Raw genomic sequence first — 23,850 nt, 5'->3', positions numbered from 1 at the left:
ACACTTGCCGACATGCCTCTTTCGCTGCATCACCTCGTCATCGACGCCCACGACCTGCCGGCCCTGGCCCGCTTCTGGGCCGAGGTCCTGCGCTGGCGGATCCTGTCCGAGCGGGAGAGGGAGGTCGTGATCGGGCCGGACGAGACCGCGCCGGTGGGCATCTGCTTCATGCCGGTCACGGACCGCAAGGCGGTCAAGAACCGCCTTCACCTCGACCTGACCTCCGCCGCGGAGGACCGGGAGGCCGAGATCGAGCGCATCCTCGGACTCGGCGCCCGTCCGGCGGACGTCGGGCAGGCCGGCGACGAGTCGTGGACCGTGCTGGCCGATCCGGAGGGGAACGAGTTCTGCGTGGTCCGTCCGAAGGAGACCCTCATCGGCTGAGCCGCCGGGGAGCCGGTGGCAGCGGCCGGCCGCGGCTCAGCGGCGGGTCGCCGAGCGCTGCCCGCGCAGCAGTTCGGCCAGTCCTCGCCGGGTCGCGGCGATCACCACCCGGTCCTCCGGCCGCAGCACATAGCCCGGGTGCAGATCCCAGACCAGGCCGGAGGGCCGGTTCGGGGCCCCCGCAACCGTGGGTTCGAGGGGGTCGAACGGGGGCACGGCGGCCAGGTCCGGGACGCGGTCGGCCGGCGGGGTCGCGTCGAGGGCCAGGACCCGCCAGGCGCCCGCCCGGAACGCCTGGTCGACGGTCCGGCCCTCCAGGTGGCGGTGCCCCGCCACCTCCAGCGCGGCGAAGAGCATCACCTTGCGCTCCACCGGGACCGCGCCCAGGATCTGCCGGCCCATCATGGCGACCGCGAACGACGGTGCGGCCAGATGGGACACGGAGCGGGAGCGGGTCAGGGCTTGCGGGTGGGCCGTGCGCAGGGTGCGGTAGACGGCGGTGGCGAACTCGTCGTCGTACAGGCGCAGTGCCACCCGCAGGTCGGGCTTCACCGAGCGGGCGTAGAGCGCTGCTTCGAGGTTCGTCGTGTCGATGCTGGTGAGGGCGAGCAGCGCGCGGGCCCGGCGGATCTTGGCCGCCTCCAGGACGCCCTCCTGGGTCACGTCGCCCAGGACCGTCGGGACGTGCAGGCTGCGGGCCAGCGGGATGCCGCGCGCCTCCGGGTCCTCCTCGACGACCACCACGGGTATGTCCAGCTCACGGAGCCGCACCAGGACCCTCGTACCGATCTTGCCGAGCCCCAGCAGGACCACGTGGCCGGACAGGCCGCGCGGCGGGCGGCGCAGGGAGGACGCGGTGCGCAGCGTGCCGAACGCCTCCAGGACGGCGGCGATCAGCAGGGGCAGCAGCAGGAGCCCGGCCATGCCGGAGAGCAGCTGGATGACCTGGCGGGAGTCCGAGTCGTCCTTCTCGACCGCGGGGTCACCCATCGCCAGCAGGTCGAGCATGGTCAGGTAGGCGGCGTGCAGCGGGCTGTCGCCCGTAGTGATCACCGAGGCGACGGCCAGGGCGACGACGGCCGCCGCGACGCCCAGCGCCGACCAGCGCAGCCGGCGCGAGAAGACCTGGCCGAGCGGTGCTCCTCTGCCTCCCATACGGGTGGGTGCCCGGTCGGGCCCGGCCTCGCTGATGGCCTCCAGGACGATCGTGCCCCGGCCGGTGGCGGCGTTCACGGTCGCCAGGTCGGGCAGGAGCTGGGGGCCTTCCTCGCCGCTGCTGTCGGAACCCTCGGCACCGGCCGGGTCCTGGCTGGTGGAGGAGAGCAGGGCCAGCGTGCACAGGCCGGGGTCGGCGAGTTCGCCCGGCCTGGGCGGGGTGCGTTCGACGGCGCGCAGGAGCAGGCCCTCGGCCTGGATGACCTTGCTGCTGCCGGTCAGCGCGGTGGCGGCCAGGGCGGGTGCGGCGGTGTCGGCGTCGGACAGGACGGTCGTGGAGGCGTCCAGCGCGGTCGGGTCGAGACCGGGTATGGAGACGGCGGCCGCCTGGTCGAGCAGCGTCTCCAGGTGCTGGCCGAGCTTGCGGTTGTAGAGCCGGATGACCAGGCGCAGGCGAGGATTGAGCCGGCGGGCCGTCAGGGCGGCCCGGATGTTGCGCTCGTCGTCGTCGTAGACGAGTGCGAGCGCGGCCGCCCGGTCGACACCCGCCTCCTCCAGCACGTCGTCGGAGGGCTCGTCGGCCTCCATGATGCGGACGGCCTCGACTCCGGCGTTCGTGTCGCCGTCCCCGCCGCCCGCCCCGTTGCGGTTCATCGCCGCCGACATCCTCCCGAACAGGGCTCCGGCACGGGCCCGTTGGGTCAGCGGCTGCTCCGGCCTGCTGGTGTCGCGGCCCGGCGGGACCAGGAGCGTGACCCTCTCCCCGTACACGTAGCGCAGTTCCACGGCGAGCCGGCGGGCGAGGGTGTCGTCGCCGCAGACCACCATGTGTCCGCCGCTCGTGGGGCGTTGGGGCTGTTGGGGAAGTGATGCCACAGGACCCAGCATGCCTTGTTCCCTCCGGTTCAGTCGGGCGTGTCGGTGATCATCGCGTGACGGGGGCGTGGACCCGCGGCCCGCTCGATGGCCGCCTCGACCGCCGCGAGCCGGTCCGCGAGCAGCCCCAGCGCCCCGACCGCACGGGAGGCGGGGTCGGCATCCGGGCCCCCGAGCGCCTGCGCACGTACGTAGGAGGAGGTGACCGCTGCCCACCGCTCCGCCTGCGCCGGTGAGCGTGCCCCGCAGGGCGGCCGGTTTCAGCAGGTCAGACGGCCTTGCGCGGCAGCGGTCGCGGGGCGTGCGCCGCGTCGTACGGCGAGACCTGGACGAACTCGCCGTCTGCGTCGTACGCGTAGAGGAGCCCCGTACTGCCGGACCTGAACACGTCACCCGGCACGGACGGCCGCACCGGCTGCCGGACCTGCACGATCGCGGTCGATCCGTCGGCTGCCGTGACCTCGGCCTGCCCGAGGTCGGCGCTGACGGACCCGGTACGGATCGTGCAGACCTGGCCGACGAAGTCCTCGCGGGACGGTGGAGGTTCCGCGGGGAAGAACCGGCGGAAGCGGCGTACGAGCATGCGGACCACCCCCCAGGCGATCAGTAGCGCCCCCGCCAGTACGGCGAGGTGGAACACGGCCCGCAGGGTGCCGGTGGCTCCGCTGCGGAGCACCAGGACCGATCCGGTCAGGCCGGCGAACCAGGCGATGACGATGAACAGCGACACCGACACGGAGACGGGCACCCCGCCGAAGCCGGCCGCGTCGGTGTCGAGGTCGCCGTCGAAGGAGTCGTGCCCGGCCGCTCCGGTAAGCACCAGCAGCCAGAAGCAGACGACGACCACCAGGGCGGCGCCGAAGAGCACGGCCGGAAAGGCGAGTGCTGCGGAAAGTAATTCGGTCATCCGGTTCTCCCCGTCCCTGCGCCGCTGTACGGTCCCGGAGGCCGCGCGGCAGAGGGTGGGACGGCAAACCGGCGCCGCGACACCGCGAACGGCCCCGCAGCAACCGGTTCCTTCCCCCGTGACCCCCGTGCTGCCCCCGTGTGTTGCTGAACAGATCGTGCCAGCGGGGGCCGCCCGGACGCACTTCCGGAATCCGGCAGGCTTCACGGGCCCCGGCTGCCGGGCACCGGCACCCGCCTTCGTGCGTTGGTGTGGTGACAATGCTGTCGAGGTACGGAGGAGTGAGCCGTGGCGGAGCCCGAGATCCCCGCGAGATTCCTGGAGGGCTTTGCCCACATCCTGTCCGAGGTCGCGGAGACCGGCCGCCGGCTCACCCGGGACGAGCTGGAGACACGGCGCACGCTCGGCCGTGAGGCCGCGGAGGCCGGGCATCAGCTGCGGGCCCTGGTACAGCGCCACCTCGCGGAGACCCGCGCCGCCTGGCCGCGCACGGCGGCGGGCTCGGCCACCGACGCCGTGCTGGGCGCCGTGGAACAGGCGGTCGACGCCTTCGCGGAGGGCTTCGAGCGGGCGCAGCGCCTCACCGTGCGGCGTGAGGAGGCGGCGCGGCGGGAGTTCATCGACGACCTGCTGTACGGGCGCAGCGACCTGGGCAGACTCGCGGAGCGGGCCACCCGGTTCGGGCTGCGGCTCTCGCGGGCCCACGCCGTCGCGGTGGCGGCGGGCCCCGAGGCGTACACCGAGTCCGACGCCGCGCCCCGTAGCGTGGAGGCGGCGCTGATCGCGCGCTTCAGCGGCCGGAAGATCCTGCTCACGACGAAGGACGGGCGCCTTATCTGCATAGCCCCCGGCAGTCAGCCGGACGTCCTGCGGTACTTCGCCAAGCAGGCGCACGCCGCTACGGACGGCGGCCAGGTCGCGATCGGTCGCCCGCACCGCGGCCCCGGCGGGGTGGTCCACTCGTACGACGAGGCGCTCGAAGCCCTCGACCTGGCGCAGCGCATGACGCTCGACGACCCGGTGCTGTACGCCGCCGACCTGCTGGTCTATCCGGTGCTGACCCGGGACCGGCAGGCCATGGCCGACCTGGTGCGCAGCGAACTCGGCCCGCTCAAGGAGGCGCGGGGCGGCGCGGAACCCCTGCTGCGGACGCTGTCCGTGTACTTCGACGCGGGCTGTGTCGCGGCCGAGACGGCCCGCCGGCTGTCGCTGAGCGTGCGCGCGCTGACGTACCGGCTGGAGCGGATACACCAGCTGACCGGCTCCGACCCGTCCGACCCGATGCACCGGTACACGCTGCAGACGGCGGTGATCGGCGCCAGGCTGCTGGACTGGCCGGCGAACGAGGTCTGACGGACGTGACGGACGCCGGTACGGTGCGGCGGTCCCGTGGCGGGCGTACGGCCCGAGGGGCCCGGGCCGTACACGTCGGTGACCTACAGGTCGAACTCGTGCGGCGGCAGGTCGAGCGCGAAGCACGCCTCGCGCACGACGGCCTGCTCCGACTTGTCGAAGTCGCCGTCGGCGCCACCGATCACGATGCCGATCTGGATCACGGCTCGTGCCTCGGCGGGCTTCTTCTTCGCCTTGGCGATCTCCTGGAGCACGCTGACCTTGCCGAAGGCGAAGTCGGCGGTCAGCTTGTCGACGTAGGCGTTGAACCGGCGCTGGAGGTCGTCCGCCGGGAAGTTCTGCAGGACGTCGTTGGTGGCGATCAGGGAGGCGACGCGCTGCCGCTCGGACGGGTCGATGGAACCGTCCGCCGCGGAGACCAGGGCGCACATGGCCATGCTCGCGTCCCGGAACGCCCCGCTCTTCAGGTCGTTCTTCTTCGCCTCCAGCTGCGTCTGCATCGTCGACGCGGATTCCTTGATCCGATCCCAAAGGGCCATGACGTCTCCATACGTTGCGTTGCCTGTGGTGCGGGAACCAGCCGAACTCTACAGGCGTGTAGAAGTAGCGCGGGTGGCCGCCGTCAGCACGGCGGCCGTCCGGCCCTGAGCGGCCACTCAGTAGGATGCGGCGGATGAACAGGCCCACAGATTCGGACGACGGCGGCACCCAGGACGGCGCGCGGCTGCCCAGGCGTGGCCAGGGCCAGCTGGAGGCCCAGGTCCTGACCGTGCTGCGCTCGGCGGGCGGGCCCGCGACGGCCGGCTGGGTGCAGGAGCACCTCGACGGCGACCTCGCCTACACCACGGTCATCACGATCCTCTCCCGCCTCTACGTGAAGAAGGCCGTGACCCGCACCCGGCAGGGCCGTTCCTACGCCTGGACCCCGGCCTCCGACGAGGCGGGCCTCGCCGCCCTCCGGATGCGCCGCGTCCTGGACGGCGAACGCGACAGGGAGGCCGTCCTGGCCCGGTTCGTCTCCGCGCTGTCCCCGGGCGACGAGGCCAGGCTCCGCGCGCTGCTCTCCCGCGCGACGGACTCCCCCGACGACGACCCCGCAGCTCCGGAAGGCTGAGAGCCACCACGATGGGCGTCTTCGTCTACCTGCCACTCGTCCTGCCGCTGACCGCACTGCCCATGGCGCGCCTCGCGGAACAGCATCTGCACCCCAGGAGCGCCACCCGCCTCCTCGCCGTCGTCGGTTCGACGCTGGCCCTGTGCAGCACGCTGTGCCTGGCCCTGCTCATGGTGGTGGGCACGGCCCAGCTCCCCGGAAACCCGCTGCCCGACGGCTGGTCCGACCCCGAGGTGCGCGCCGCGGTGCCGTACGAGGAGAAGGCAGGCCTGCTCGCGATCGGCGTCCTGGGAGCGGTGCTGGTGGCCTGCGGCAGCACCCTGCTGCGGCACACCAGGACCCGGATCCGCGCCGCCCGCGCCCTGCCGCCGCAGCCCGCCGGCGACGGGGGCCCGGGAGACCTCGCGGTGGTGCCGTCCCCCGACCCGTACGCGTACGCCCTCCCGGGAGGGCGCGGCCGCAGCGGCCGGGTCGTCGTCTCCACCGGGATGATGGAGTGCCTGGACGCCCGCGAGCGCCGCGCACTCGTCGCCCACGAACGCGCGCACCTCGCGGGCCGGCACCACCGCTACCTGCTGGTGACGCAACTGGCGGCGCGCGCCAACCCGTTCCTGCTGCCCCTGCGTACGGCGGTGGCGTACAGCACCGAACGCTGGGCGGACGAGGAAGCGGCGTACGCGGTCGGCAGCCGCCGGGCCGTTGCCACGGCGGTCGGCAAGGCGGCCCTGTTCTCGCACCGCCCGCCGGGGCCCGCCGTACCCGCCTTCGCGGCTTCTTCGCCGGTGGGTCCTGTGCCGCGCCGGGTGGCGGCGCTGCTCGACCCCGAACCCTCGGCCGGGCTCTGGCCCCCGCCTTCCGCGCACCTGGTCCTGGCGGCGGTGACCGCGACGGTGGGGACGGCGGCCTCGGCGCTGTCGTCGCTCAGTGCGGCGGTGACGCTCGTCGGCATCCTCCACGCGGCCACCCCGCTCTGACCCGCCGCCGGGGCGGCCCCGTCAGTCGGATTCGCGCCCGGCGTGCTCCGGAGTGAGGTCGTCGTGCGACGGCATCGGCTCCTCGGCCGTGACGGCCTGTTCCTTCCGCTTGCCGGCGAGCGCCGCCTGCAGCTTCGAGGCGACCGGCTCCGTCCACCTGGCGGTGAGCGGCCCGACGATCACCAGGATCAGCACGTACGCGGTCGCGATGGGCCCGATCCGGGGTTCCGTCGCCACGGCCAGACCGGCGATGACGATCGAGAACTCCCCGCGCGCGACCAGCGTGCCGCCCGCGCGCCAGCGGCCCCGCGGACCGATGCCCGCCCGCCGGGAGGCGTACCAGCCGGTGCCGATCTTCGTGAAGACCGTGACGAGCGCCAGCAGCGCCGCCGGAAGCAGGACCGGCGGGATCTCCGCCGGATCGGTGGACAGCCCGAAGAACACGAAGAACACGGCGGCGAACAGGTCCCGCAGCGGCGTCAGCAGCTTGCGCGCACCCTCGGCGACCTCGCCGGAGAGGGCGATACCCACGAGGAACGCGCCGACGGCCGCGGACACCTGCAGCTGCTGGGCCACCCCGGCCACCAGGACGGTGAGTCCGAGGACGACGAGCAGCAGCATCTCCGGGTTGTCGGAGGACACCGCACGGCTGATGAGCCGGCCGTGCCGCAGCGCCAGATACAGCACGAAGCCGACCGTGCCGAGCGCGATCAGCAGCGCGACGCTGCCGCCGGCCAGGCCGACGCCGGCGAGCATCGCGGTGAGCAGCGGCAGGTAGATGGCCATGGCGAGGTCCTCGATGACGAGGACACCGAGGATGACGGGCGTCTCACGGTTACCGAGCCGCCCCATGTCGGTCATCACCTTGGCGATCACGCCCGAAGACGAGATCCACGTGACTCCGGCCAGCGCGACGGCCCCCACGGGCCCCCAGCCGAGCATCAGGCCGGCTGCCGCACCTGGTGTCGCGTTGAGCACGAAGTCGACGACCCCGGACGGGTACTGCGTCTTGAGGCTGGTGACGAGCTCCGAGGCGCTGTACTCCAGCCCGAGCAGGAGCAGCAGCAGGATGACGCCGATCTCCGCTCCGATGGCGGTGAACTCCTCGCTGGCACCGAGCGGCAGCAGACCGCCCTCACCGAACGCGAGCCCGGCCAGCAGGTACAGCGGGATGGGTGAGAGGCCTATCCGCCCGGCGAATCTTCCGATGATGCCGAGTCCCAGAATGACGGAGCCCAGCTCCACCAGCAGTGCGGTCGTGTCGTGCACGGTCAGCCCTCCGCAATGATCTCGGAGAGCGTGTCGACGCCCTCACGCGTTCCTACAACAACGAGCGTGTCCCCGATGGCCAGCCGGAAGTCCGGCCCCGGCGACGGATGCGCACTGTGCGTACGCAGCACGGCCACGATCGAGGCCCCCGTCCGCGTCCGCGCCCGGGTGTCGCCGAGCAGCCGCCCGCCGTACGGGGAGCGGGTCCCGAGCGGAATGTGCTCGGTCACCAGATCGATCCCGTCGGTCCGCACGGCATCGATCGGCGCCGCGTCGATGAGGTGCGCGAGCCCGGTGGCCTCGGTGGTGGTCAGGGGTACGGAGAGCACGCATGAATCAGGGTCGTCCTTCTCGTAGAACCCCAGAAACCGCCGCCCGTCGTGATGCACGACGACGGAGATGTGCTGCCCCGACTCCGTGGTGTAGTCGTACTGCACGCCGACTCCTGGCAGTGATGTGCGGTGGGTTCCCATGACTTCCTCCTGCGGAGCACGGCGGACGGAACATATTCTGGTGATCTCTTTAGCCGTTCATTACCCTAGCTGGCGACGATTTTCGGCCACTGAGGCGGCGGCCCCGGCCGGCGGGCGAGCTCAGAGGAACACCAGGCCGGCCGGGAGCCGTGAGGGGATGGGGCTGCGCCTCTGCCAGTCGGCCGGAAAGGGTATGTTGCTGCTTATGTCTCTTTCGTTGGCAGTGCTTCAGAACTGCGGGAGAGCGCGATAACGTCCCAGGTCAGGCAGACTGCTCCCCGCGCATGCGGGGATGACCCCCGTTTCGCCCACATACGACAGTCCGTAGGCCTCTGCTCCCCGCGCATGCGGGGATGACCCCTCCTCCCGCACGCCACCGGCGACACCATCCGGCTGCTCCCCGCGCATGCGGGGATGACCCATGGACGGGTCGCCAAACTCACGGCGCTCCCGCTGCTCCCCGCGCATGCGGGGATGACCCCCACGTCGTGACGCGCAGCCAGGCGGGCATGTACTGCTCCCCGCGCATGCGGGGATGACCCCCGAGCAGGGGACGTTCGCCCGACTCCGGCACGCTGCTCCCCGCGCATGCGGGGATGACCCCCCAGCAGGAGGACTCGTGAACACCACCGGAACCTGCTCCCCGCGCATGCGGGGATGACCCCCAGCTACGGGAGCTCGGTGTTGGCGAGGCCATCTGCTCCCCGCGCATGCGGGGATGACCCCCGCCGTTTCGGCGAGAGCGCTCTGGAGCTCTTCTGCTCCCCGCGCATGCGGGGATGACCCCGCCCCCTGAGTGTTACACCGGGTGATCGTGCGCTGCTCCCCGCGCATGCGGGGATGACCCCCCGTTCACCGGGATGGAGCGCCCGTCGGTGTCCTGCTCCCCGCGCATGCGGGGATGACCCCACGCGGAGCGTGAGCGCCGCGAGCGGGCCGACCTGCTCCCCGCGCATGCGGGGATGACCCCTACGTCGAAATGGAAATGACCGACGGGGCCACCTGCTCCCCGCGCATGCGGGGATGACCCCACGGCCCACGTGGTGGGAAGTCGCAGCACCCACTGCTCCCCGCGCATGCGGGGATGACCCCCGAGCATGATCACGTTACTAATGCCGCAAAAGCTGCTCCCCGCGCATGCGGGGGATTACCTTGCCCTGGCCAAAGACCCCATGACGATTGCCTCTGGCGGATTCAGGCGTGCTGACCGCCAGGGTGCTTCCCGTTTTCAGTGTCAGGCGCCCTGTCGTGCAACAAGCGCGGGGATTGTGGCGATCTTTTCCGCCGTAAGGGCCGACCAGTCGATTCCTGAAGGCCGGTGAGGGTTCGGGCAGAGGATGGTCTCGTCGGGCGTGACGATCAGGTCGATGCTGACGTCGTGCTCGGTGGTGGGGATCGGGATCTCGGTCACCTGGAGGGCGTGGACGGTTGTAACGATGACTGTCTCCGCGCTCACTAGGCCGGCCTCGGTGAGCAGGGCGAACTCGAGGTCGGAGTAGCCGGCGCCCTTGCCGATGCGGGCGCCGTCGTGGTTGACGGCAACGCTGCCGAGGACGATCAGATCCAGTGGTCGCAGGGCGTCGACCTCGACCGTAGGGGCGGTCGCGGCAGCGGTGCGGCTGGCCGCGGCCTCGGCGGGCGGGACGGTGAGGTTGGCTGGGTCGAGGAGGTAGAAGGGCTTGAGCGTGGCCAACTTCGGCACCGCCATGTACACGGTCTTGCCGTCCTGCAGGGCACGCACTCGTACAGGTAGTTGGGCCTTGTCCGGGACGGCTTTGACGAAACTTGCGCGTTGCCAGGCCGGGAGTGCCGCGAGCCGGTCCGCAGCTCGCTCGGCGCCCTTGAAACTGGGGATGCGGCCGTGGACGGAAGCGTCGTGAACAGCGTCTGCGGCGGCCAGGGCATCCCAGACCTGCGTACGTACCGCCTGCTTGGCGCGGTCCAGGGAGCTGACTGCCATTGGTGTCTCCTTCGCTCTTCTACGCTGCTGACATCAGGCCGAACAGTCTGTCGTGGACGTCTGCGACGAGGGGTTCCTGCCGCCACGGGCGCAGTTCGCGGGCGGCTCCGAAGACGAGGTTCAAGCCCCCGCCCCCGCGCGTGGTCTCCAGCTCGGCGATGGCTTCGGTCAGACTGGCCAACGCCGCTTCGACGTCGCGTTGGCGAATACGGGCGAGCGTAAGGTTCCCCAGCACGATTGCGCGTGACTTTCGCCTGTCCCGGAGCTTTTCCGCCGTGCCGGTCAGCAGGGTTTCGGCCCGTTGGTGGTCGCCCAGCGAGAGGTAGCAGGAACCTGCGAGGCGGCCGAACTGGGCCGGCGACACAAGGCTGGCGGCGGCGTCGCCGCAGTCCGCTTGGTCGAGTTGGCGCTCTGCGCGGGAGAGTGCTCGTTCGCAGTCCGAGGACGACCGCAGCATGGCGTGTGCCTCGGCAACGTGCAGGAGCGCCAGGCCGGACAGGGCGGGACTCGTACGTTCTGCGGTCTCTGCGGCCCGCTCGGCGAGCGCCAGTCCGGCGTGCGCATCGCGTGCACCGTACAGTGCGACGTAGCTGGTACGCAGTAAGGCATGGGCTTCGAGCGTGGGGTCTCGTAGGAGGCGGGCGAGGTCGGTGCTTCGCTCGTAGTACGTCTTGGTTGTGGTGAGGTCGCGGCGTTGGGAGGCATCCCAGACCAACTGGCCCATGAGAGTGCAGGCATCGGCCTGCAAGGCGTGGAGTTCCCTCTGAGCGCGGCCACGGGCAGATCCGGCTGAGAGTCGGTCGATGCGGTTGAGTTGCGCTGCTGCTTCTGCGATGAGGCCAGCCGAAGGTACACGGTCGTAACGGGCGGCGCAGTCGTCGAAGCGTGTGCGAAGTGTCGCGACGGTGGACAGATCGATGCGGTCCGGGTGAAGGGCTGCGTAGTCGAGGACGTCCTGTCCCTGCGCGCCGCCTGAGGGCCCGGTGGTCAGTAGGTCATCGAGACCCTCGGCATTGACGCGGAGAAGGCGGGCAAGCCGTGGGCGCATCCAGGGCTGAGGAGCAGTGCTCCCGGATTCCCAGCGGGCGATGGTTGAGCGATCCACCTGCATGCGTCCGGCGAAAGCCTCCTGCGTGAGGCCCACGGTCCGGCGGCGCGCTGCGAGGCCGTTGCGCTGATGCGCCATGACGCTGTCTCCCTGTTTCACCTGCTCTGTCCGGGACCTGCGGCTGCGCGACGCTCGAGGTGAGGCGTGGATGTGACGCACGGATGCCGCATTGGTGCGTCCATTGTGCTCTGGGCGTCCTTGGCTGCGGGCGGTTGTGTGGAACTCCGACCCCACACAACCAGGAAGGTTCGTCCTCCATGTCGTTCCGAACACCCGCCCTGAGGTCCTCGTTCCTCCATGTCTCGTCCGACATCAGCGCTGTGTCTGCGGCTCGTCGCCGGGTTGTCGCGATCGTCCGTGACTGGGATCTGTCGCTCGCGGACGACATGGTCGAGACGCTGGAGCTGCTTGCGGGTGAGGTGATCGCGAATGCTGTGGTGCACACGGGCGAGGGCTGCCAGGTCACGGTGAGCTGGAACGGGACCCGTGTGCGGCTGGAGGCCGAAGACACGGAGGGTGGGGCACTTCCGCGCCGAGTGCCGGCTGACCTGGACGAGGAGAGCGGGCGCGGACTGCAGTTGGTCGATGGGTTTGCCCAGGCGTGGGGGTCCCGGCCGACCACGGATGGAAAGGCGGTCTGGTTCGAGGTCGGCAGTCGTCTGCCCTCCTCGTCGTACCGACCGTCTCCGGCCATGTGCGGCAGCGATTTCCTGTTCGAGGGCGCACAGCGGCCGGTTGCGGTTGCCGAACCCGGATGCGGCGTGCTCCGAGGCCCCTGGGCGCAAGTCAATGCCACCTGACCACACGACCACCTGGTTCCGGACGCACGAGTCCAGAAGTCAGGTACCGGCGCCTCCGGCCTCCTCCACCCGTGGTGGCGGCCGGAGACGCCACAACCAAGGAACGGGCAATCGGCTCGCTTCCGCCCACACCGAAGGAGATACGCCATGCCCGAGCAGAACGTGACCATCAGCGATGGTCAGGACGGTGACGGCCTGCTGGTCGCTCGTTGCCGGATTGTCGCCGCTCGTTCGCGGGCCGAGCAGCCCTCGGACGGCGGTTCCACCGGCCGGTCCGACGCCAACGACTGAGAAGGGCTGCTACTGATGACCACCGACGTGCCTGCGGTGGTCGCGCACCTGGGCGAGGACTTCCTCGCCCAGGTGTTCGGCCGTACTTACCGCCACTTCCCCGGCGATTCGGCCCGCTTCGGCGGCCTGCTCGGCTGGGACGACCTGAACGCTCTGTTCACCCACCACCGGCTCGAACCGCCCCGCCTGCGTCTCTCCGTGGGCGGCGAGGAGCTGCCCCAACACGCCTACACGGTGCCGGTCACCACCCGCCGCAACACCGTGTGGCATCGGCTCAAGCCCGCGGAACTGCACCGTCATCTCGCTGAGGGGGCCACCCTCGTCCTGGACGCGATCGACGAGCTGCACCCAGGTGTCGGCCGCCTCGCCCAAGAGCTCGAACGGCATCTGCGCACCGGTGTCCAGGTCAACGCGTACGCCTCCTGGACCCCCGAGGAAGGCTTCGGAGTGCACTGGGACGACCACGACGTGCTCGTCCTCCAGCTCGACGGCGCCAAACGATGGCGCATCTACGGCCCTACGAGACCCGCCCCACTCCACCGGGACACGGACGTTCCCGAACCGCCACAGAACGATCCAGTGGTCGAACTGGTTCTGCACACCGGGGACATGCTGTACCTGCCGCGCGGTTGGTGGCACGCGGTCGCCGCTTCCGAGGGTGTCCGCTCTCTCCACCTCACCTGTGGCATGCAGACGACGACGGGCGCCGATCTCTTCCAGTGGCTCTCCGAGGACCTGCGCCGGGAATCGACAGTGCGCAGCGACCTGCCGCGCTTCGGGACCGAGGGAGAGAAGGCGGACTTCGTGCGGTCACTCAGCGAACTTGTCATGAAGGAGTTCGAGGACGGAACGCTGCTCGACCGCTTCCTCACCATGCGGGACGCCACCGACCGGGCCCGCCTCGTGCCCTCACTGCCGCACGTCGAAGGAGTACCGCCCGATCCCGCCGTTGTCGTGCACCTGGTAACCGCCCGGGCGCGGCTGCGCAACGACACGGACGGCCACGTGGTACTCACGGCGGGGGGAGTGAACTGGACCTTCTCCGCGCAGGTGGCGCCCCTGCTGTCTCTCCTCGCGGACGGGGGCCGTCACCGCCTGGACGAACTCGCCCACGTAACCGGACTTCGCATCGGGCAGGTGGCGAGACTCGTAGATGTACTGGTGGACGGTGAGGTCGCCGCTGTCGGGCGGGCCGGATGAGCGCCCAGCTCGCGGCCGGGACGTACCGGTGCCGAGACGTGCCTCGGTCGGTGGCTGCGGCAGTGAACGCCGGGACGACATGGATTGACACGGCACCGAACTATGGGTCTGGTACGGCCGAAGCATCTTTGCGCCCCGTGCTCGACGAGTGCCCACAGGTGTACGTCTCGACCAAGGTGGGCTTCGTGCCCGACTTCGACCGGCAGGCCGCTCGCGAGGCCGGCGTGCTTCCGGAAGGCCGCGAGCAAGGGCACTGTCTGATGCGTCCCTATGTTGCCTGGCAGCTCGCCCGCAGTCGTGCCCGCCTCGGCCGTGCCCCGGATCTGGTCTTCGTCCACAATCCGGAACACGGCCGGACGGACCGGGGCGAGGTGTCGCGGACGCTGACCGAGGCATTCGAGGGACTGGAGAGCGCGGCCGATGTCGGCAAGATCGGTGGCTACGGCGTCGCCACCTGGGCAGGCCTGTCGAGCGGCCTGTTCACCATCTCCGAACTCATGACACTCGCGGAGAGGGCAGGGGGCCCTCGCCACCACTTCCGTGCCGTGCAGTTCCCGGTCTCCCTCATCCATCTCGTCGTAGTGGCGGCCGCGCTCGACGGACGCGGAGCACTGGCAGAGGCCCGGGAGGCGGGGCTCGATGTCTTTGCGTCGGCTCCCCTCGGAGGCGGTGACCTCATCGACGCGATGACGGAGAAGCTGGTGCGCACCATTGATCCCACTGCCTCACCGGTCCAAGCCGCGCTCCTGGTCGGGCTGTCGGCCCCTGGGGTGTCACAGGTCCTGCTGTCGGCGAGCACACCGGCACACTGGGCTGACGCCATGGGCGCGGGGGCCCTCGAGCCCCTGTCGCCTGATCGCCTGAGAAAGGTCATCGATGTCCTCGGAACCTGACGCTCCCGAGGTTGCCGCCCGCATGCGGAGGGCCCATACCGTGGCATGCGGCGTCCTTGCAGCGGTCCCCGATACTCCTGTGTCCGGCGAGGGGCCGGATGAGGCATGGGGATGGCAGGGACGGACACTGGGCCGACCTGTCACCGGACCGCAAGGGCCGGGATGGCTGCGCGTCGTCCACGGTCCGGTGGACAAGGCGAGCGGCAGACTCTGGACCGGCCCGGAGGACGCCCAGCGGCTGGTGCCTCGAGAGGTTCCGCGTCCTCACCTGCATCTTGTACGGCAGTGGACGGACAGGGAGGGTGCGTACCAGGCAGAGCTGTACGACTACGCCGGCGGCGGTGTCCTCTCGTCCTCCCCTGTGCTCGGCGCCAACCCGCTCTTGACGGCCGCTTGGTGGAGTGACCTGCGCATAGCTCTGGCCCAGCTCTCATCCGTACAGACCGATCGCACAGCCGTACGGCAGGAGTACCTGGACCGGGCCATGCCGAAGTACCTCGCCTTTCTCGGCGAACTCATCCCCACGGCCCCGCCCGAGTGGGCCACCGCACACGGTGACCTGCACTGGGCCAACCTCGCCGGCCCCGAACTCGCCATCCTGGACTGGGAAGGCTGGGGCATCGCCCCTGCTGGCTACGACGCGGCCTTGCTGCATGCCTACAGCCTCGGAATGCCGGAGACCGCCGAACGGGTCCGCCTGGAACTCGCATCCGTTCTCGACAGTGCCGCCGGGCGCTTCGCGGAGCTGGTGGTTATCACCGACCTTCTCCAGAGCGCCGAACGCGGGGACAACTGGGAACTCGCACCGCCGCTGCGGCGACGGGCGGGAGAAGTCTGGCACCGGATGGCGGCCGATGGGATGGCCGGGTGCTGAGCTGCTCACCGCCGTTCCGGGCGCGGCCGACGCGGGAATCTCGGAGAGGGAAGGGTATGTGGGCCGGTGATGGAGAAGCACTCGCGAGCCGCTGTGCACGGTCACCGGCCGCATCCCGAGGTCTCGCCTGATACCGCAGATTCCTTGCGCTTGGTGCGATTCTTCGCGAAGCCGTGACTAGAGCTTCCGGTGTGGTTTCAATGTGCGCATGCCGCATGGAAAGTCGTATCTGCCAAGCCTGAAGGGCTCGTTGTCCCCTGCCGCGCTCACCGTGTGGGCCAAGCACGACCGACCCACGGAGGGTTGGCTCCCTCTCTGGCAGCACATGTCTGACAGCGCTGCCGTCGCAGGGCTCCTCTGGGACGAGTGGGTGCCTCGGTCAGTTCGACGACAGATCGCCGATGCTCTTCCCGCTGGGGACGACGACGCCCGCAAACTCACCGTCTGGCTGGCGGGCACGCATGACATCGGTAAGGCGACTCCGGCGTTCGCCTGCCAGGTCGAGGGGTTGGCCTCCAACATGGACACGGCCGGTCTGAAAATGCCCACGCAGAAGGAATGGGGCGATGACCGGCGGATGGCGCCGCACGGGCTGGCTGGCCAACTCCTCCTCAAGGAATGGCTCGTCGAGCGGCATGGCTGGACGGGCCGCGCGGCCGGACAGTTCACCGTCGTAGCCGGCGGGCACCACGGTGTGCCGCCGGGGCACTCCCAGATCCACGACCTCGGCTTGCACCCTGAGCTGCTTCGTACTCCGGGGAGGAGCGAACCCACCTGGCGTCGCGTGCAGGACGAGCTGCTCGACGCCTGCGCCGATGCGTACGGCGTTCGGCGGCGGCTCGACGACTGGCAGGGGGTGAAGCTGCCGCAGACCGTACAGGTTCTGTTGACGTCCCTGGTCATCGTCTCCGACTGGATCGCCAGCAACCCGGATCTCTTCCCCTACTTCCCAGAGGGCGTTCCCCGCTCCGCCGAGGAACGCGTTGCCGCTGCCTGGAAAGGGCTCGACCTTCCCAGTCCGTGGGATCCCACGGATCCGGACGAAGAACCCTCCGAGCTCTTTGCCGCAAGGTTCGACCTTCCTTCAGGGGCCACGGTCAGACCCGTCCAGGAGGTGGCGGTACGACTTGCGCGGACGATGGCAGAGCCCGGGCTGATGGTGATCGAGGCACCGATGGGAGAGGGTAAGACCGAGGCCGCCCTCGCTGTCGCGGAGATCTTCGCAGCCCGGAGCGGTGCCGGTGGGTGCTTCGTCGCGTTGCCGACCCGCGCCACCGGGAACGCCATGTTCCCTCGACTTCTGAAGTGGCTGGAGGGCCTTCCCGGAGGACAACGCCACTCCGTCTTCCTGGCGCACGCCAAGGCGGCGCTCAGTGACGAGTACACCGGCCTCGTGCGTGCCGCCGGGGCGAGTGGTGTGCGTGCCGTCGAGGTGGACGGCCCGGCCGGAGCGCGACGGGCGTCAAGAGACGTACGGCCCCAGGACGCCGGGCTCATCGCCCACCAGTGGCTCCGGGGGCGGAAGAAGGGGATGCTGTCCTCGTTCGCGGTCGGTACGGTCGACCAGCTGCTGTTCGCCGGACTGAAGAGCAGACACCTGGCCCTGCGCCACCTTGCCCTCGCAGGCAAGGTCGTCGTGATCGACGAGGTCCATGCGTACGACGCCTACATGAACGTCTACCTCGAACGCGTGCTGTCCTGGCTGGGTGCCTACGGGGTGCCCGTCGTCATGCTGTCCGCGACACTCCCTTCTGCCGTTCGGCAATCGTTGGTGGACGCCTACGCGGGATCCGGGACGGCGATGCAGTCGTCGGGGACCCAGGGGTACCCCTTGCTGACCGCGGTCGTGCCGGGCGGCCCGACGCTCACGGAGCGTCCTTCGGCTGCTTCCGACCGCGGTACGGACATCGAGCTGCAGCCGCTGGACGACGATCTGGCCGTACTGGGCGACACTCTCGCCGAGGCGCTGTCCGACGGTGGCTGCGCGCTCGTCGTGCGGAACACCGTCGACCGCGTGCTGGAGGCGGCGGAGCGCCTGCGGGACCGCTTCGGAGCGGAGAACGTCACCGTCGCGCACTCGCGCTTCATGGACCTGGACCGTGCGGCTCTTGACGCGGACCTGGTGCGACGCTTCGGCCCGGACGGGGACCGGCCTTCCGGCCGCTTTCCGCACATCGTCGTGGCCAGTCAGGTGGCGGAGCAGTCGCTGGACGTCGACTTCGATCTCCTCGTGACCGATCTCTGCCCTGTGGACCTCATGCTGCAGCGCATGGGACGACTGCACCGCCATCAACGTGGTTCAGGGCAGAGCGAGAGGCCCGTCGGGGTACGGAGGGCGAGGTGCCTGGTCACGGGTGTGGACTGGCAGGCTTCTCCGCCCGAGCCCTGCCGTGGGTCGGAACGGGTGTACGGGCTCCACTCCCTCTTGCGTTCCCTTGCTGTTCTCCAGCCTCATCTGGGCTCCGCGGGCCACCCATTGCGCCTGCCTTCCGACATCACCGGGCTCGTTCAGGGGGCGTACGGAGACGAGCTGGCCGGCCCGGACGGTTGGGCCGAGGCAATGGATGCTGCCGATGTCCAGCACCGTACGCACCGTGCGGAACAGCAGGCACGCGCCGAGGTCTACCGGCTCGACAAGGTGCGCAGGCCCGGGCGGGCGTTGATCGGGTGGATCGACGCGGGAGTCGGTGACGCGGACGATTCCAGGGCCGGCCAGGCACAGGTGAGGGACAGCGACGACAGCCTTGAGGTGTTGGTCGTCATGCGCCGAGCCGACGGTTCGCTGACAACGGTGCCCTGGCTGGACAGGGGGCGCGGCGGACTGTTCCTGCCGACCGACACGGTCCCCCCGTACGTGGCGGCGAAGGCCCTCGCGGACAGTTCGATGCGGCTGCCGTTCCACTTTTCCAAACCCTGGGTTCTCGATCGGGCTATCGAAGAGCTGGAAGAGCTGCTGATCGCCGCGTGGCAGACGAAGGAGAGTCCCTGGCTGGCCGGTGAGCTGATCCTCGAGATCGACGAGGACTGTCAGACCCAACTGGCAGGCTTCGAGATTGAGTACAGCCGGTCCGAGGGTCTGAAGGTGACCCGCCCCGGCGCCCACGAGGTAAGGCTGGTGGAGCACGTGCCTTCGTTCGACCTGGTGTCTCGCCCCTGGCTGCCGGTCCATCGTGCCGACGGCACGATGACGGAGATATCTCTGCGTGAGGTGTTCGAGCAGGCCGGAGACCTGCGCAGGCTGGTCGGGGACGTTCCGACTCAGGAGTTCGCGCTGGTCCGGCTGTTGCTCGCCATCCTGCACGACGCTGTGGAGGGGCCGGAAGAGTTCGACGACTGGGCGGAGCTCTGGAAACGACCGGACTCCTTCGCGGCTGTGCTGCCCTATCTGGAGCGGCACCGTGGGCGCTTCGACCTTCTGCATCCGGAGAAGCCGTTCTTCCAGGTCGCCGGGTTGAGAACGGGCAACGGTGAGTTCTCCTCGCTGAACCGCATCGTGGCCGACGTTCCCAACAGTGGTGCGTTCTTCAGCATGCGTAGGCCTGGCGCGGTCCGTCTGGACTTCGCGGAGGCCGCGCGCTGGCTGGTCCACGCCCACGCGTTCGACACCTCCGGGATCAAGTCCGGCATGGAGGGCGACGAGCGTGTGAGGGGCGGCAAGGTCTATCCGCAGGGAGTCGGCTGGGCGGGCAACCTCGGCGGCGTGATGGTGGAGGGACGCAATCTGCGCGAGACCCTTCTCTTCAACCTCGTGCCCGCCGACATGGAGTCGGTGGGATTCAAGGACGAAGACCGCCCGGCCTGGCGGCGCGAGCAGGCTGGTCCGGGCTCATCCGAAGCGCTGGGCCTGGCATCGAGACCGTACGGCCCCCGCGATCTGTACACCTGGCAGACAAGACGGCTGCGTCTGCACCACGACGACGTGAGCGTGTACGGCGTCGTGCTCGGCTACGGCGATCCACTCGTGCCGAGGAATCGCCACCGGGTGGAGCCCATGACGGGCTGGCGGCGCAGCGAGGCGCAGGAGAAGAAGCACGGGGAGTCGCCCGTGTACATGCCACGGGAGCATGACCCCGCGCGGGGGGCCTGGCGTGGCCTGGCCGGTCTGCTCCAGGACGTTCCGGCCAAGGGCGGTGCCCAGAGCGGGGAGCCTGCGGCCTTCCTCCGTCCACGTGTACTGGACTGGATGGCGCAGCTCGTGAACGAGGGAACGCTTCCGCAGAGCCACCTGTTCCGGGCTCGCACGGTGGGCGCGCAGTACGGCACTCAGCAGTCCGTGATCGACGAGATCATCGACGATGGCGTGGCGATGCCCGTGGTGCTGCTGCACTCCTACGACACGCGGTACGGGCAAGCGGCCGTGGGAGCGGTGGGGGACGCCGATGGCGCGGTGAAGGCACTGGCTGATCTCGCGGGGGATGTTGCCAGGGCTCTCGGTTCCGATGCGGACAAGCACCGCGACGGGGCGCGGGAACGGGGCTACGGCGAGTTGGAAGGCCCCTTCCGGCTCTGGCTCCATGACCTCGGTTCGGGCACCGAGCCTGACCGCGCGCGGGGGGAGTGGCAGCGTCTGGCTCACCGGATTGTCAGCAGCCTCGGCAGGGAGGTGCTGGACTACACGACGGCTGCGGCATGGGAGGGCCGGGTCGTGGACCTGGGCAGGGGGCCCCAGTGGTTCGACGACACGAGCGCGGACCGGTGGTTCCGGATCCGGCTGAGCAAGGCCCTGCCTCGAGCGTACGAGAGCAGGGGGCCGGTTGGCGGTGACCAGCCGGATTCCGTGAGGGGCGATGAAGGCGTGGAGGGGGACGGATGACCATGGTCGAGCCGGACAGCAGGCCTCGGGAGAGGGCGCCGGGAGAGGAAGCGGCGCTGTCCGACGTGGAGTTGATCAGCAGCGTGGTCGACACCCGCATCCGAGGACTGCAACGCGGATATCAGAAGGACCACCCTGGTGCGGTCGCGACGCTGGCGCGCATCCGTCGGGGCGCCGGCAGACCTGCTGGGGTCGTCCCGCATCTGTGGGGCCTGATCGGTGTCGAAAATCTGTACGAGCGTCATTGGCGGGAGAGTGACGCCGAGCAGGCGGAGAACGCGGTGTACCTTGCCGCGACCCTGTGGGCGCTGCATCAACAGGGACACCGCGACGCGGACATGCACGTCAAGGACGGTCATGGCCTCGGCAGGGCGGTGCGGCGGCTGATGGACGACGTCGTGATCGACGAGGCCATCCGCAAGCGCTTCGTGCGAGCCGCGACGGCGTCGTCGCTGGATGCCCTGGCGGTCCGGCTGCGCGAGCTGGTGCTCCTGATGAGAGCTGCCGATGTCGCCATGGACTACGGGGTGCTCGCGGGCCAGCTCTACCGCTGGCAGAGGCCCGGCGGCCGCGCCGACGTACACCGTATGTGGGGGCGCAGTTTCCACTCCTACCGGGTGCCTGGGCCCGACAGGAAGTCCCTCTAGGGACACGGAGTCCCGCGCGCTGTCACACCTCATGCCATCCGATGACTTTCGCACCACCGATCAAGAAGGAATTTCGTGAGCCGCACCATTCTCGATGTGCACGTAGTCCAGACCGTTCCTCCGAGCAACCTGAACCGTGACGACACGGGATCGCCGAAGACCGCCGTGTACGGGGGAGTTCGACGGGCGCGGGTTTCCAGCCAGGCGTGGAAGCGAGCTACTCGGACGGCGTTCACCGGCATCCTCGACGCCGATCAGCTGGGGGTACGGACGCGCAAGGTCGCCGAAGCGCTGGCCGAGAGAGTGCACGCGCGGGACGAATCGCTGAAGGGCGAGGACGAGAAGGTTCTCGCCTTCGCAGCGGAGACGATCTTCGCTGCAACCGGCTCGAAGGTCGAGGTACCCAAGCGCAAGAAGCCCACGGCCAAGGAGGCCGCCGCGGAAGAGGGCAGCGGACCGGCACCGGAATCCTCGTACCTCATGTTCCTCAGCGCACGCCAGCTCGACGGGCTTGCCGAGCTGGTGGCCGAGGGCATCGGGGCGGGGCAGGACGGCAAGGCGTACTTCAAGGACAAGGAGAAGAAAGCGCGGGCCAAGGCCATCGCCAACCGCGCGCATTCCGTGGACATCGCACTGTTCGGCCGGATGGTCGCGGATGACGCCGACATCAACGTCGACGCCGCCGCCCAGGTCGCCCACGCGCTCGGCGTCCACGCAGTGGAGACGGAGTCCGACTACTTCACGGCCGTGGACGACAGGAACACGGACGGCGAGTCGGGCGCCGGGATGATCGGCACGGTCGACTTCAATTCCAGCACGCTCTACCGCTATGCAGCCGTCGACGTCGACCGTCTGCGTGACAATCTGGGCAAGGGCCTCGACGACACGAAGCCCGGCACCGACCCCGTGCGGCGGGCCGTCGAAGCATTCCTGGAAGGCTTCGTCACCTCCCTTCCCACGGGAAAGATCAACACCTTCGGCAACCACACCCTCCCCGATGCCGTGGTGGTGAAGCTGCGTACGTCCCGCCCGATCAGCTTTGTCGGGGCGTTCGAAGCGCCAGTCGTCGCGAACGGGACCAGTGGACATGTGGAAGGTGCCTGTAGGGCGCTCGCTTCCTTCGTCCCTGAGGTGGAAGGTGCGTACGGTGCCGAGAAGGACACCCACACCTGGGTGGTCCGCGTCGGGCCTGCCACCGCGTCCCTGTCCGGCCTGGGCACCGAGGTCACGCTGTCCGATCTCGTCGAGTCCGTCGGTGCGGCCGTCGAGGACCGTCTGGGCGGCGTGTGAATGAGCGTCCTGACTCTTCAGCTTGCCGGACCCCTGCAGGCATGGGGTGCCTCGGCACGCTTCGCGCGCCGCACCACTGAGTCGGCGCCTACCAAGAGCGGTGTACTGGGCCTGCTGGCAGCGGCTCTCGGGCGCCCTCGGGACGCGGACGTGTCCGACCTGGCCGCGCTGCGCTTCGGTGTGCGCATCGACCAGCCCGGCACACGGGTCCGGGATTTCCAGACCGCTCACCATGCGGACACGGGCAGAGCCATGCCGGTGTCCGAGCGTTTCTATCTGTCGGACGCGGTCTTCGTAGCCGCGCTGGAAGGGGACCGCGAGCTGCTGGGCGGGCTGCACACTGCCCTGCGCGTACCTGTGTTCCTGCCCTTCCTCGGCCGTAGATCCTGCCCGCCCAGCCGCCCCGTCGACCTGCACCTGTACGACGGGAGCGATCTGACCGAGGCGTTGACGACGGAGGTGTGGCAGGCCTCGGACTGGTATCAGAAGCGACGCCGACGGGACGAGACCGTACAGCTGACCATGCTGCTCGAGACGGGCCCAGGGGCTGATTTCGCAGACGGCGCGGGTGACACGGTCCGGGATCAGCCGGTCAGCTTCGACGTCCGACACCGGCGTTACGCACTGCGCGGTGTCGTCTCCCGCACGGTGACGCTACCGAATCCGCAAGCCGCGCCTGGAAGAGGCAGCACCCGGGCACCGGCCCCCGCCCACAACCCGACACTCCATCTCGACCCGTTGCCCAGGGACGGTGCCTGATATGTACCTCACGCGATTCCGCTTCAACGCAGCGAGGACCGGGGCACGCCGGCTGCTGACGTCACCGCAGATGCTCCATGCCGCTGTGATGTCTTCCTTCCCTGATCCGTCAGCCGTGCCCGAAGGTGGCCCCCGTGTGCTCTGGCGTGTCGATCACAACTCGCCCGCGGAGATCCTTCTTTACATCACCAGCCCGGCGCGGCCGGACCTGACGCATCTGGTGGAACAGGCCGGCTGGCCGGACGGCGCGCCCCAGGGCTGGACCAGCTACGACTACACGACGTTCCTGGCGGGCCTGTCCACCGACAGCTCATGGCAGTTCCGGCTCACCGCAAATCCGGTGCACAGCATCCGCCGGAAGGAGGGCGAACCGACGAAGAGAACGGCGCATCGGACGACCGGCCACCAGATCCAGTGGCTGCTGAAGCAGCAGGAGCGGCGTGGGTTCGTGATCGTGGAAAAGCCCGTGGAGGAACGGAAAGTGGAGCACGGGGACGAGTATCAGCTGATCGTCGGCGGAGCCAAGGGGCTTGCCTTCACCAAGGCAGCGAGCGGGCCTCGGAACCCCGTCACGATAGCTACTGTCACCTACCAGGGCCGCTTGAAGGTGACCGATGCCGACACCTTCCGCCGCACACTCGTTTCCGGACTGGGCAAGGCCAAGGCCTACGGGTGCGGACTCATGACGCTCGCCCCCGTGGTGTGAGGAG

General features: G+C 69.7%; 21 protein-coding genes, 1 pseudogene and 1 CRISPR repeat array. Of the genes and pseudogenes, 14 read left to right on the top strand and 8 right to left on the bottom strand.

Features of this window, described 5'->3' with window-relative positions:
- Positions 1–12: 12 nt before the first annotated feature.
- Positions 13–384: a VOC family protein gene (locus tag ACWD04_RS16470; RefSeq protein ID WP_451132417.1), complete on the top strand. Its 372-nt coding sequence runs from the start codon at positions 13–15 to the stop codon at positions 382–384.
- Positions 385–420: 36 nt separating this feature from the next.
- Here ACWD04_RS16470 and ACWD04_RS16465 read toward each other — a convergent pair whose 3' ends face one another.
- The 3 genes and pseudogenes from ACWD04_RS16465 to ACWD04_RS16455 form a co-directional block, all read right to left on the bottom strand.
- Complete coding sequence (locus ACWD04_RS16465) at positions 421–2,427, bottom strand: NAD-binding protein (protein WP_451132415.1); 2,007 nt, start codon at positions 2,425–2,427, stop codon at positions 421–423.
- Positions 2,428–2,444: 17 nt separating this feature from the next.
- Positions 2,445–2,688 (bottom strand): annotated as a pseudogene (locus ACWD04_RS16460) (hypothetical protein); the annotation flags it as partial.
- Positions 2,684–3,322, bottom strand: coding sequence for a hypothetical protein (locus tag ACWD04_RS16455; RefSeq protein WP_451132413.1), 639 nt, complete (start codon positions 3,320–3,322; stop codon positions 2,684–2,686). The pseudogene ACWD04_RS16460 and the gene ACWD04_RS16455, both read right to left, overlap by 5 nt.
- A gap of 288 nt (positions 3,323–3,610) precedes the next feature.
- Here ACWD04_RS16455 and ACWD04_RS16450 point away from each other — a divergent pair, with 288 nt between their 5' ends.
- Positions 3,611–4,675 (top strand): PucR family transcriptional regulator, encoded by a 1,065-nt coding sequence (locus ACWD04_RS16450; RefSeq protein WP_451132411.1) that lies wholly within the window; start codon positions 3,611–3,613, stop codon positions 4,673–4,675.
- 83 nt (positions 4,676–4,758) lie between these two features.
- On the opposite strand, the gene ACWD04_RS16445 is transcribed toward ACWD04_RS16450, so the two are convergent.
- Positions 4,759–5,214, bottom strand: coding sequence for a tellurite resistance TerB family protein (locus tag ACWD04_RS16445; protein WP_351275025.1), 456 nt, complete (start codon positions 5,212–5,214; stop codon positions 4,759–4,761).
- Positions 5,215–5,348: 134 nt separating this feature from the next.
- On the opposite strand from ACWD04_RS16445, the gene ACWD04_RS16440 reads away from it, so the two are divergent.
- On the top strand, positions 5,349–5,789 hold the full coding sequence (locus ACWD04_RS16440) for a BlaI/MecI/CopY family transcriptional regulator (RefSeq protein WP_451132408.1): 441 nt from the start codon (positions 5,349–5,351) through the stop codon (positions 5,787–5,789).
- Positions 5,790–5,800: 11 nt separating this feature from the next.
- The gene (locus ACWD04_RS16435; protein WP_451132406.1) at positions 5,801–6,763 is read left to right on the top strand and encodes a M56 family metallopeptidase; all 963 of its coding nucleotides are present in this window, start codon (positions 5,801–5,803) and stop codon (positions 6,761–6,763) included.
- A gap of 21 nt (positions 6,764–6,784) precedes the next feature.
- Here ACWD04_RS16435 and ACWD04_RS16430 read toward each other — a convergent pair whose 3' ends face one another.
- From ACWD04_RS16430 to ACWD04_RS16415, 4 genes are all read right to left on the bottom strand, one after another.
- Entirely contained in the window at positions 6,785–8,032 is a 1,248-nt protein-coding gene (locus tag ACWD04_RS16430) for a cation:proton antiporter (RefSeq protein WP_451132404.1), read from the bottom strand.
- 2 nt (positions 8,033–8,034) lie between these two features.
- Complete coding sequence (locus ACWD04_RS16425; protein WP_104787243.1) at positions 8,035–8,505, bottom strand: cation:proton antiporter regulatory subunit; 471 nt, start codon at positions 8,503–8,505, stop codon at positions 8,035–8,037.
- A gap of 271 nt (positions 8,506–8,776) precedes the next feature.
- Positions 8,777–9,597: direct repeats of the CRISPR family, unit length 29 nt; unit sequence CTGCTCCCCGCGCATGCGGGGATGACCCC.
- Between the two features lie 142 nt (positions 9,598–9,739).
- On the bottom strand, positions 9,740–10,465 hold the full coding sequence (locus tag ACWD04_RS16420) for a 5-formyltetrahydrofolate cyclo-ligase (protein WP_451132402.1): 726 nt from the start codon (positions 10,463–10,465) through the stop codon (positions 9,740–9,742).
- 19 nt (positions 10,466–10,484) lie between these two features.
- Entirely contained in the window at positions 10,485–11,651 is a 1,167-nt protein-coding gene (locus ACWD04_RS16415) for a helix-turn-helix transcriptional regulator (RefSeq protein WP_451132400.1), read from the bottom strand.
- 83 nt (positions 11,652–11,734) lie between these two features.
- Here ACWD04_RS16415 and ACWD04_RS16410 point away from each other — a divergent pair, with 83 nt between their 5' ends.
- The 10 genes from ACWD04_RS16410 (at position 11,735) to cas6e (ending at position 23,846) form a co-directional block, all read left to right on the top strand.
- Positions 11,735–12,373 carry an ATP-binding protein gene (locus tag ACWD04_RS16410; protein WP_451132398.1) on the top strand — a complete coding sequence of 213 codons (639 nt, stop codon included), beginning with the start codon at positions 11,735–11,737 and terminating at the stop codon, positions 12,371–12,373.
- A gap of 147 nt (positions 12,374–12,520) precedes the next feature.
- Entirely contained in the window at positions 12,521–12,664 is a 144-nt protein-coding gene (locus ACWD04_RS16405; RefSeq protein ID WP_451132396.1) for a hypothetical protein, read from the top strand.
- Positions 12,665–12,679: 15 nt separating this feature from the next.
- The gene (locus ACWD04_RS16400; RefSeq protein WP_451132394.1) at positions 12,680–13,864 is read left to right on the top strand and encodes a cupin domain-containing protein; all 1,185 of its coding nucleotides are present in this window, start codon (positions 12,680–12,682) and stop codon (positions 13,862–13,864) included.
- Positions 13,861–14,757 carry an aldo/keto reductase gene (locus ACWD04_RS16395; protein ID WP_451132392.1) on the top strand — a complete coding sequence of 299 codons (897 nt, stop codon included), beginning with the start codon at positions 13,861–13,863 and terminating at the stop codon, positions 14,755–14,757. The genes ACWD04_RS16400 and ACWD04_RS16395 overlap by 4 nt, the downstream gene beginning before the upstream one ends.
- Positions 14,758–14,944: 187 nt before the next feature.
- Positions 14,945–15,631: a phosphotransferase gene (locus tag ACWD04_RS16390; protein WP_451132390.1), complete on the top strand. Its 687-nt coding sequence runs from the start codon at positions 14,945–14,947 to the stop codon at positions 15,629–15,631.
- 208 nt (positions 15,632–15,839) lie between these two features.
- Positions 15,840–20,444 (top strand): type I-E CRISPR-associated protein Cse1/CasA, encoded by a 4,605-nt coding sequence (gene casA, locus ACWD04_RS16385; protein WP_451132388.1) that lies wholly within the window; start codon positions 15,840–15,842, stop codon positions 20,442–20,444.
- Complete coding sequence (casB, locus tag ACWD04_RS16380; protein WP_451132386.1) at positions 20,441–21,091, top strand: type I-E CRISPR-associated protein Cse2/CasB; 651 nt, start codon at positions 20,441–20,443, stop codon at positions 21,089–21,091. The genes casA and casB overlap by 4 nt, the downstream gene beginning before the upstream one ends.
- A gap of 75 nt (positions 21,092–21,166) precedes the next feature.
- Positions 21,167–22,381 carry a type I-E CRISPR-associated protein Cas7/Cse4/CasC gene (gene cas7e, locus ACWD04_RS16375; protein ID WP_451132384.1) on the top strand — a complete coding sequence of 405 codons (1,215 nt, stop codon included), beginning with the start codon at positions 21,167–21,169 and terminating at the stop codon, positions 22,379–22,381.
- On the top strand, positions 22,382–23,140 hold the full coding sequence (gene cas5e, locus ACWD04_RS16370; RefSeq protein WP_451132382.1) for a type I-E CRISPR-associated protein Cas5/CasD: 759 nt from the start codon (positions 22,382–22,384) through the stop codon (positions 23,138–23,140).
- Position 23,141: 1 nt separating this feature from the next.
- Entirely contained in the window at positions 23,142–23,846 is a 705-nt protein-coding gene (gene cas6e, locus ACWD04_RS16365) for a type I-E CRISPR-associated protein Cas6/Cse3/CasE (RefSeq protein ID WP_451132380.1), read from the top strand.
- The last annotated feature ends 4 nt before the right edge of the window (positions 23,847–23,850 follow it).

Source organism: Streptomyces sp. NPDC002911, from assembly GCF_053591835.1.
This window is presented reverse-complemented; position numbering and strand designations above follow the sequence as displayed.

Coding starts and splice junctions, on each gene's coding strand:
- ACWD04_RS16470 (WP_451132417.1), top strand. CDS start 13: ATGCCTCTTTCGCTGCATCACCTCGTCATCGACGCCCACGACCTGCCG.
- ACWD04_RS16465 (WP_451132415.1), bottom strand. CDS start 2,427: ATGCTGGGTCCTGTGGCATCACTTCCCCAACAGCCCCAACGCCCCACG.
- ACWD04_RS16455 (WP_451132413.1), bottom strand. CDS start 3,322: ATGACCGAATTACTTTCCGCAGCACTCGCCTTTCCGGCCGTGCTCTTC.
- ACWD04_RS16445 (WP_351275025.1), bottom strand. CDS start 5,214: ATGGCCCTTTGGGATCGGATCAAGGAATCCGCGTCGACGATGCAGACG.
- ACWD04_RS16440 (WP_451132408.1), top strand. CDS start 5,349: ATGAACAGGCCCACAGATTCGGACGACGGCGGCACCCAGGACGGCGCG.
- ACWD04_RS16435 (WP_451132406.1), top strand. CDS start 5,801: ATGGGCGTCTTCGTCTACCTGCCACTCGTCCTGCCGCTGACCGCACTG.
- ACWD04_RS16425 (WP_104787243.1), bottom strand. CDS start 8,505: ATGGGAACCCACCGCACATCACTGCCAGGAGTCGGCGTGCAGTACGAC.
- ACWD04_RS16420 (WP_451132402.1), bottom strand. CDS start 10,465: ATGGCAGTCAGCTCCCTGGACCGCGCCAAGCAGGCGGTACGTACGCAG.
- ACWD04_RS16415 (WP_451132400.1), bottom strand. CDS start 11,651: ATGGCGCATCAGCGCAACGGCCTCGCAGCGCGCCGCCGGACCGTGGGC.
- ACWD04_RS16410 (WP_451132398.1), top strand. CDS start 11,735: ATGCCGCATTGGTGCGTCCATTGTGCTCTGGGCGTCCTTGGCTGCGGG.
- ACWD04_RS16405 (WP_451132396.1), top strand. CDS start 12,521: ATGCCCGAGCAGAACGTGACCATCAGCGATGGTCAGGACGGTGACGGC.
- ACWD04_RS16400 (WP_451132394.1), top strand. CDS start 12,680: ATGACCACCGACGTGCCTGCGGTGGTCGCGCACCTGGGCGAGGACTTC.
- ACWD04_RS16395 (WP_451132392.1), top strand. CDS start 13,861: ATGAGCGCCCAGCTCGCGGCCGGGACGTACCGGTGCCGAGACGTGCCT.
- casA (WP_451132388.1), top strand. CDS start 15,840: ATGCCGCATGGAAAGTCGTATCTGCCAAGCCTGAAGGGCTCGTTGTCC.
- casB (WP_451132386.1), top strand. CDS start 20,441: ATGACCATGGTCGAGCCGGACAGCAGGCCTCGGGAGAGGGCGCCGGGA.
- cas5e (WP_451132382.1), top strand. CDS start 22,382: ATGAGCGTCCTGACTCTTCAGCTTGCCGGACCCCTGCAGGCATGGGGT.
- cas6e (WP_451132380.1), top strand. CDS start 23,142: ATGTACCTCACGCGATTCCGCTTCAACGCAGCGAGGACCGGGGCACGC.